At 60.3% G+C, this 7,792-nt stretch carries 8 protein-coding genes; 2 read left to right on the top strand and 6 right to left on the bottom strand.

Going from position 1 to position 7,792, the window contains the following annotated elements:
* The coding region (locus JWR14_RS29180) for a GlxA family transcriptional regulator (protein ID WP_299716054.1) at window positions 1-926 on the bottom strand (926 nt) is incomplete at its 3' end.
* A 101-nt stretch (window positions 927-1,027) separates the two neighbouring features.
* Here JWR14_RS29180 and JWR14_RS29175 point away from each other — a divergent pair.
* Window positions 1,028-1,576, top strand: coding sequence for a cysteine hydrolase family protein (locus tag JWR14_RS29175; protein ID WP_299716051.1), 549 nt, complete (start codon window positions 1,028-1,030; stop codon window positions 1,574-1,576).
* Between the two features lie 66 nt (window positions 1,577-1,642).
* On the opposite strand, the gene JWR14_RS29170 is transcribed toward JWR14_RS29175, so the two are convergent.
* On the bottom strand, window positions 1,643-2,539 hold the full coding sequence (locus JWR14_RS29170) for an alpha/beta hydrolase (protein ID WP_299716048.1): 897 nt from the start codon (window positions 2,537-2,539) through the stop codon (window positions 1,643-1,645).
* A 333-nt stretch (window positions 2,540-2,872) separates the two neighbouring features.
* Between JWR14_RS29170 and JWR14_RS29165 the strand changes: the two genes are divergently transcribed.
* Complete coding sequence (locus tag JWR14_RS29165; RefSeq protein WP_299716045.1) at window positions 2,873-3,637, top strand: IclR family transcriptional regulator; 765 nt, start codon at window positions 2,873-2,875, stop codon at window positions 3,635-3,637.
* 1 nt (window position 3,638) lies between these two features.
* On the opposite strand, the gene JWR14_RS29160 is transcribed toward JWR14_RS29165, so the two are convergent.
* From JWR14_RS29160 to JWR14_RS29145, 4 genes are all read right to left on the bottom strand, one after another.
* Window positions 3,639-4,469, bottom strand: coding sequence for a citryl-CoA lyase (locus JWR14_RS29160; protein WP_299716057.1), 831 nt, complete (start codon window positions 4,467-4,469; stop codon window positions 3,639-3,641).
* Window positions 4,466-5,665 (bottom strand): CoA transferase, encoded by a 1,200-nt coding sequence (locus tag JWR14_RS29155; RefSeq protein ID WP_299716042.1) that lies wholly within the window; start codon window positions 5,663-5,665, stop codon window positions 4,466-4,468. The genes JWR14_RS29160 and JWR14_RS29155 overlap by 4 nt, the downstream gene beginning before the upstream one ends.
* A 28-nt stretch (window positions 5,666-5,693) precedes the next feature.
* The gene (locus JWR14_RS29150) at window positions 5,694-7,127 is read right to left on the bottom strand and encodes an MFS transporter (protein WP_299716039.1); all 1,434 of its coding nucleotides are present in this window, start codon (window positions 7,125-7,127) and stop codon (window positions 5,694-5,696) included.
* Window positions 7,128-7,309: 182 nt separating this feature from the next.
* Complete coding sequence (locus JWR14_RS29145) at window positions 7,310-7,588, bottom strand: c-type cytochrome (protein WP_299716036.1); 279 nt, start codon at window positions 7,586-7,588, stop codon at window positions 7,310-7,312.
* Between the last annotated feature and the right edge of the window lie 204 nt (window positions 7,589-7,792).

Here is a 7,792-nt window from a genome sequence, read left to right as displayed (position 1 = left end):
CCGGTTAGCCTGATGAAGATCTTTCGAAACGATCCAACATCTTCGTAACCGACTTTCCAGGCGACCTGGTCGAACGATTGTTGGCTGGTTTCGAGCATTTCACGAGCCTTGCCGACCCGAAGATGCTGGCAATACTCCGTCGGACGAAGACCGGTCGCCTTTTGGAATCGGCGAAGAAAGGTTCTTTCCTCCAACCCGGCGCGCTGAGCCATTGAAGCAACGGTGGGATGACTGGCACCGTCCTTCTGTAGCCAGTGCTGCACGTCGAGAATCGTTTTGTCGCCGTGATTGAGCTTCGGAGAGAAGGCACTGTAATAACGCTGCTCTCGTCCCGGGGGATCGACCAAGAGGAAGCGTGCCGTCTCCACCATTGCTGCAGAACCGAGCAGACGATCGACTATCCTGAGCCCCAGATCGGCCCACGCCATCACGCCTCCCGCGGTCAGAATGTCACCATCGTCAATCAGGAGTTTGTCACTATCCACGTGGATGTCGGGAAAGCGCTCAGCGAGGAGTTGCGCCTGCGACCAATGCGTTGTAGCCGAGCGCTTGGCGAGCAGTCCGGTCTGAGCCAGAAGAAACGTTCCGACACAGACGGATGCCAGTACCGAGCCTCTCGCATGACAGTCGTTCAACCATGTCACGATCGGAGCGAAAGCATCGCCGACGGGCAGCGTCCCGAGCGCGGGCGGAACAATCACGAAATCAGGCGCGCTATCTGCCCACGGCGGGGAAGAGCTGCCGGCGTCGAACTGAACGTGGCTTACCTTGAGCACCGGATGTTCAACACTGTTGGACCGCTGAAATAAGCGCTCAGCAATATGGAACAGGTCCGTCAGCCCATGAACGGCAGCGAGCTGGCTTCCCGGATATATCAGTAACGCTATTTCCACGACGGCTATTTTCTTTACCATTGTCAGTTTCACCTCGTTTTCTGTCAGTCCTGCCAATTCACTAAACCATCGCGCAAGCTTACTCTTGAGTCTCGCAGAACGTTCCCGATTCTCGCCAAACCCAGGAGTTACATATGTCCAAGCGTGCACTCATCATCGTAGACCTGCAAAACGATTACTTCCCCGGTGGGAAATGGACATTGACAGGCATCGAAGCCGCTGCCGCCAATGCGGCGCGCCTGCTTCAATCAGCACGCGCTGCCGGGCATCTCGTCGTGCACGTTCGCCATGAGTCCCCGAAGAGCGACGCAGCGTTTTTTGTCGCCGGCTCGGAAGGGGCCGCGATCGCTCCGCAAGTGATCAATAAGGAAGGAGAGCACGTCGTCTTGAAACATCAAATCAATGCCTTTCGTGACACTGATCTGAAGAAAATTCTGGACGCTAACGGCATTGAAGAAGTGGTTATTGCGGGAGCAATGAGCCACATGTGTGTGGACGCGATCACCCGGGCGGCTGTCGATTTTGGATATAAGGCGACGGTCATACATGATGCCGTTGCTACGCTCGACATGGAGTTCGACGGCGTTAAGGTTCCCGCCGCCCACGTGCATGCTGCCTTCATGGCAGCGCTTGGTTTTGCCTATGCAACGATGCTGTCCACGGACGAATACATTAGCGCTTAGTTCTGGCCGAAAATCGGGCGCGTGTCTTTGGGCGGTGTTGCTTGAGTGGTTCGCTTGACCAAGCGCTCACTCGCCGCGCAGATGCGCGATCACCAGATCCGCCACCGCGTCGGGTGCTTCGCGAGGCGGAAAGTGCCCCACGCCGTCCAGCACCACCCGCCGATACCCGCCCGTAAAGTTCTCCTCCATCCCTTCCGATGAAGCCGGTTCGTCGCAGTAATCGGCGCCGCCCTGGATCATTACCGTGGGGGTCGAAAGCCGGTCGATCGTCGCCAGTTTCTCCCGCAGCGGCGCATACGCTGGATCGGATACTTCGCCCTGACGCCAGCGCCGCCGATAACCGTTTAGCGTAATAGGCACCCAGTCGGGGTTATCGAACGCGGCGGCGGTAAGCGCGAATTCCTCGTCGTCGAACCAGCCGGGCGGTGACCACGTATCCCACTGCAGACGAGCGAAACCTTTGGGATCGGCGGCGACCGCTGCCGGAGCGGCATCGAGTGCCATGAACCATTGATACCAGAACTTCCGCGCTTGCGAAAAGTGCGGCAGTTCGAACACGCCCTTGGGCTGGAACGCTAGCGCGAGCCCAGCGATGCGGCCAATGCGCCCTGGAAACAGCGCCGCCAGCGTATAGGCCGCGCGTGCGCCCCAGTCGTGGCCGACGACATCGAAACGATCGATTCCCAAGGCATCGGCCAGGTCGATCACGTCTTGCGCGAGCGCTACGCCGGAGCCGTCGCGCACGGTGTCCGCCGACAGAAAGCGCGTGTCGCCGGCGCCGCGCAAGTCCGGAACAATCGTTCGAAAGCCTGCTGTAGCGAGACGTGCCGCCACGGGCTTCCAAGCGCGCGCGGCATCGGGCCAGCCGTGCAGAAGCATGAGTGGCGGCCCATTAACTGGTCCGGACGCGGTGTATGCAATTTCAAGTTTAGGCGTGCATTCCAGGAGCTTTCGATCGTCCATGCGCGTTCTCCGCGGGATTGGCCAGTTGCGTCGATGTATAAATGCTGCCATGTATTCATGAGCTTCGCACACGGGCACATGACGCGGGGCGGCGTGTTCCACCCGTTACGCGGTTTCATCAAAAAAGCAACTAACGATCTGCCGCGCTACACATCCGTGAATTTGGCATTCGCCATCGCCCGATCAAAGCGCCTTCGAAATTCATCAAAGCCGGTCCCGCAAAGAAGGGGGTTCCAGCCACCTATATGAACCGTATGAGACGCGCGCGCCATCGCGTAAAATTCCCCATCGATACATACACAGGACACGACGCTTCGCCCACGTCACTTAACCATGCAAACGCCCGAGATCAAACCTGGCCCGAAAGAGAGCGAAGGCGTCGCCGTCATCGACCGTGCTTGCGCGATCCTGTTTGCGTTCAGACCCGACGATGGATCGCTGACACTCGCCGAACTCGCGGCGCGTACCGGGCTCTACAAAAGCACGTTGCTTCGCCTGGCGGGCGCGCTGATCCAGCACCGCTTGCTGCTGCGTCTCGACGACGGCCGCTATCAGCTCGGCCCGGCCACCTTCATGCTCGGCGCGCTGTATCAACGCAGTTTGAATCTCGGCGATATCCTCGTTCCGCTGATGCGAGAGCTCGCCGAAATCAGCGGCGAAAGCGTGTCGTTCTATGTGCGTGACGAGGCGGTGCGGGTGTGTTTGCATCGTGTGGATTCGACGCATGCGGTGCGTTATCACGTTCGCGAGGGCGATGTGCTCCCGTTGGAAAGCGGTTCCGGCGGCCTGGCGCTGCTTGCATTCGGCGGAGCTGAAGGCGAAGTGTTCCAGCGCATTCGCGACGACTTTTACTGCGTCTCCATGGGCGAACGCGACCGCGAGACCGCCGGCATGTCGATGCCCGTCTTCGGCGTGCGCCAGACTGTGCGTGGCGTGTTGACGCTCGCGGGTCCGAGTTCACGGATCGATCTGGCGTTCGTGGCGCGCAACATTGGCGTGTTGTTCGACTGCGCGGCCCGCGCGACCGATGCACTCGGCGGCGACGCGCGCGCGTTGCGCCACGCGCAACGGCACGCGGCCGAAGTTCAGAGTAAATGAGTCAAGCCAAATGACGCTCGGGCTTGCCAGTGTATGTGTAGGCCATCTGACGCGGCATCGGCCCTTTATTGCGCTCGTTGCGCCCGCGCTGTTCCCACGCGTGCGACAAGATCCCCACCGCGCGCGATAAGCAAAACACTCCGCGCGCCAACTCCGGCGCAAAGCCGAGTTCCGCATAGATCACAGCCGTTGCACCGTCGATGTTCATCGGCACCGGCTTGTTTTTCCGCTGCTTCAGCAACGCTTCAATAGCGCGTGCAACCGCCGCGTATCGGCCGCTGATTGCGCCTTGTTCAACGCTTGCATCGACTAGCGCGAGCAGCTTGACCGCACGCGGATCGACGGGATGAAAGCGATGCCCGAAGCCCGGCAAATACTTCCCCTTCGTTTCGATAAACGTATCCACGCCTTGTGCGACGGCATCGCTCAACGTGGCGCCCGCGTCTTCGAGCGCGACAATCGAATCGTATAGCTCGACCGCTTGCTGACCTGCGCCACCGTGGACATCGTCGAGTGCATTAATGGCCGATGCCATCGCGCCGTTCAACGGCAGACCACAACTCGTCGCCATGCGCGAGATGGCGATGGACGGCGCGTGTGGACCATGATCGACCGACGCCACGAGCGCCGCTTCAAACAAAGCCGCCTGCGCTTTATCCGGCAATTCGCCGCGCAGCATCAGCCAGATCATCTGCGGGAAACTGACCGCGCCGATCAGCTCCTGAATCGGAAAACCACGGACGTTGATCGATCCCGGATGGATATCGATAATCGACGTGCTCCAGTAATCCGCGGCGAGCGTGGCGGCGTCAAATGTTTGCGTCATGGTCAGATCACTCCTTCGGCGCGCAGTTCATCAATCTGTGTGTCGTCGAAACCGAGCGTTGCGAGATGCTCGCGCGTGTTGGCGGACAAGGTCGGTGCAGGGGTGGCGGGCGCGGTGTCGGCATCGGAGAAACGAAAGCCCGCGCGGGTGACGCGCTGACGGGTCGCGGCGTTGTCACCGTTAAACTCGCGGACGAATTCACGCGATACCAGATGCGGATGCGCGAGGATTTCCGGCACCGACATCACGCGTCCAGCCGGCACGCCGGCTTCGGTAAGCTTCGCGTCCCAATTCACCGCACTGTCGGTCGCCAACGCCGCTTCAATCTCCACCTTCAACGCCGCGCGATTCACCTTGCGTGTGTTGCGCTCCGAAAAGCGGGGGTCATCGGAGAGATCCGAGCGCCCGATCAACCGGCACAAACTCACGAACTGCTTCGTTTCGTTCGCCGCGATGTTGAGCAAACCATCGCCCGTTTTGAACGTGCCGGAGGGAGCCGCCGTGAAGTTCTCGTTGCCCATCGGGGCGGGCGTGACGCCGGCGTTCAGGTAGTTCGACACGACCCAGCCCATGGTCGAGAGCGTGGCTTCGAGCATCGATACATCAAGCATCCGGCCGCGACCGTTTGCGCGGGCATCGACCAGCGCCGCGCAAATGCCGAATGCCGCGGTCAGGCCGCCGACCGTATCCGAGACCGGATATCCCACGCGCAGCGGCGCGCTTTCGGCATCGCCGGTTACGCTCATTACGCCGGAAATGCCCTGGATGATCTGGTCATAAGCGGGCCGCTTGGAAAATTCGCCATCCTTACCAAAACCGGAGATCGCGCAATAAATGAGCTTCGGATTGATCTCGCTCAAAGCCTCGTAGCCGAGATCCAACCGCGTCATCACGCCCGGCCTGAAGTTCTCCACGAGCACATCCGCCGTCTTCACGAGCGAGCGCAAGATCTCCTTGCCGCGCGCATCTTTCAGGTTCAGCGTGATCGACTGCTTGCCCGCATTCACAGCCACGAACGACGCACCCATGTTACGCGCCGAAGCGTCTTTATCGGCACCCAGACGCCTTGCCAGGTCGCCGCCTTCCGGATGCTCGACCTTGATCACTTCCGCGCCGAGCAGCGCGAGTTGATACGCGCAGAACGGCCCGGCCAATACATTCGATAAATCCAGCACCCGCACGCCAGTCAACGGAAGCGTCATGTCAAAACCTCGTGTTCAAAGCTGAATGTCATTGCGAAATTTCATCGAGATTGCGGTTGTTGGTACGCGGCCCAAAGATGCCGATCGCGCCCATCACCACCACCATCGACACGCTGATCAAAGCGAACACGCCCGTCACTTGGAAGTGGCGCAGCGCGAACGCGATCATGAAGCCGGAAAACATGGCTGAAAGACGCGAGATGGAATAAACAAAACCGACGGCGCGCGCCCGCAGGCGCGTGGGGAACAGCTCGGTCTGATACGCGTGGTAGCCGACGGAAAGCAACGTGCCGCAGAGCGTGATCAGCACGCCGAGGATCATCAGCATGACCGGCGATGTCTGCGTGGCGAACAAGCTGCCGAACACCACGATGCCGAACGCCGACAACACGATCAGCGTCTTCCGCTCAATCCGGTCCGCAATCGCCATCCCGATCACCGGTCCAAACGGATTCGAGATCGCGATGACAAACGAGTACAGCAAGCTATGCGTGATGGTGACGCCCTTGGAGACGAGCAGCGTCGGCACCCAGGACGCGAAGCCGTAGAACCCGATCGCCTGGAAGAAGTTGAAGACGAGCATGGTGATGGCGCGTTTGCGATACGGCGGCTGCCAGATTTCGCGGAACGCGGCTTTCGTGGTCGCCGGTTCGACGGTCGCAACGGGCGTCGGCAACGCGCGTCCGTACTGCGCAGCCACTTTCGCCTCGATCGCTTGCAGCACCTGTTCCGCCTCCGCCGTGCGGCCTTGTTGCGCCAGCCAACGGGGACTTTCAGGCACGCGCCGACGGATCGCCCACACCACGATCGCCCCCAGTGCACCGATGATCACCACCCAGCGCCATCCGTCCAGGCCGAAGGGTTTTTGCGGCACGAGCCACCACGCGAGAAACGCGACCGAGGGCACGGCTGAATATTGAACGAGGTGAACGAACGCGAAGGCGCGGCCGCGCAGATGTTTGGGGACGAGCTCGCTGACGTAGGTATCGATAGTCACCAACTCCACGCCCACGCCAATGCCTGCGATCAGCCGCCACAGGTTGATCGCGGGCGCAGTGGTTTGCAGCGCCATGATCAGCGTTGCCGCCGAATACCAGAGCAGCGAGACGGTGAAGACAGTGCGGCGGCCGTATTTATCGGCGAGACCGGCGAGGAAGAATGTGCCGATGAACAAGCCCGCAAACGACGCCGCCACGAACGCGCCGAGTCCCGAGACGCCGAAGAACGAGGCCGTCGTTGTGGAATAGAGGCCGCTCTTGACGAGGACGGGGCCTACGTACGCGGAGAAAAACAGGTCGTAGAACTCAAACCAGCCGCCGATGGACAGCAGGAACACCAGCATCCAGACGGAACGCGTCGCCGGCAGCCGGTCGATGCGCGCATTGACGCCGAACGTTGTATCGCTCACGCCGGCGCTTGAATTGGGCGACCCGTGCGTCGCATCGATTGGCAGGCTTGCCATTGAACCCTCCTATGGGAATCTCGCTTTTTTGACGTCGTTCTGTCTAATAGAACGTCGTTCTGTTTAACGTTGACGCGAGGGTAGTGCGTGAGGAGATTGCGCGAAATCAGGGGTTTTACCTAGAGGGGGAAATATCGCGCGCTGCATGGAAGGGGCGGCGCGCGCGGAGTCGATGAGCCGATTTACTTGTCGGGTGCGCCGGCAAGAATCCACGCGATGACGGTATGCAGGTCAGCGTCGCTAATATTGGGGTTCGGCGGCATGGGGACTTCGCCCCACACAAAAGCGCCGCCATTGCGGACTTTGGTGAATAGCTTGTCGGGCGCTGTAGCGTCCCCGTGGTACTTCTTCGCGATCTCCCGATACGCCGGCCCGACCACTTGTGAATCCACGGCGTGACAGGAGAGACAGTTATTCTTCTGCCACGCAGCTTCGAGAGCGCGGTGTTCATTCTTTGCCATGGTGTGATTTCGATTAAAAGGTAGCCGCGAGGAGAATCGCGATGGTCGGCTTATTGACCGGATGTTGCACTGACCTATTGCACCGACTTACTGCACTACGGCACCGGCGAGGACGACGAAGCCGATTCGGCGAGGCCTCGAAGCTCGGATTGCAGGCTCGCGGACAGGGTTGTATCGACCAGAATATTTTCGAGTTCGCGATGG

This window comes from Caballeronia sp. (genome assembly GCF_028292365.1).
Taxonomy (GTDB): Bacteria; Pseudomonadota; Gammaproteobacteria; order Burkholderiales; family Burkholderiaceae; genus Caballeronia.
This window is presented reverse-complemented; position numbering and strand designations above follow the sequence as displayed.

Excerpts from the sequence above, each read along its gene's own strand:
- JWR14_RS29175 (WP_299716051.1), top strand. The coding sequence starts at position 1,028 with ATGTCCAAGCGTGCACTCATCATCGTAGACCTGCAAAACGATTACTTC.
- JWR14_RS29170 (WP_299716048.1), bottom strand. The coding sequence starts at position 2,539 with ATGGACGATCGAAAGCTCCTGGAATGCACGCCTAAACTTGAAATTGCA.
- JWR14_RS29165 (WP_299716045.1), top strand. The coding sequence starts at position 2,873 with ATGCAAACGCCCGAGATCAAACCTGGCCCGAAAGAGAGCGAAGGCGTC.
- JWR14_RS29155 (WP_299716042.1), bottom strand. The coding sequence starts at position 5,665 with ATGACGCTTCCGTTGACTGGCGTGCGGGTGCTGGATTTATCGAATGTA.
- JWR14_RS29150 (WP_299716039.1), bottom strand. The coding sequence starts at position 7,127 with ATGGCAAGCCTGCCAATCGATGCGACGCACGGGTCGCCCAATTCAAGC.
- JWR14_RS29145 (WP_299716036.1), bottom strand. The coding sequence starts at position 7,588 with ATGGCAAAGAATGAACACCGCGCTCTCGAAGCTGCGTGGCAGAAGAAT.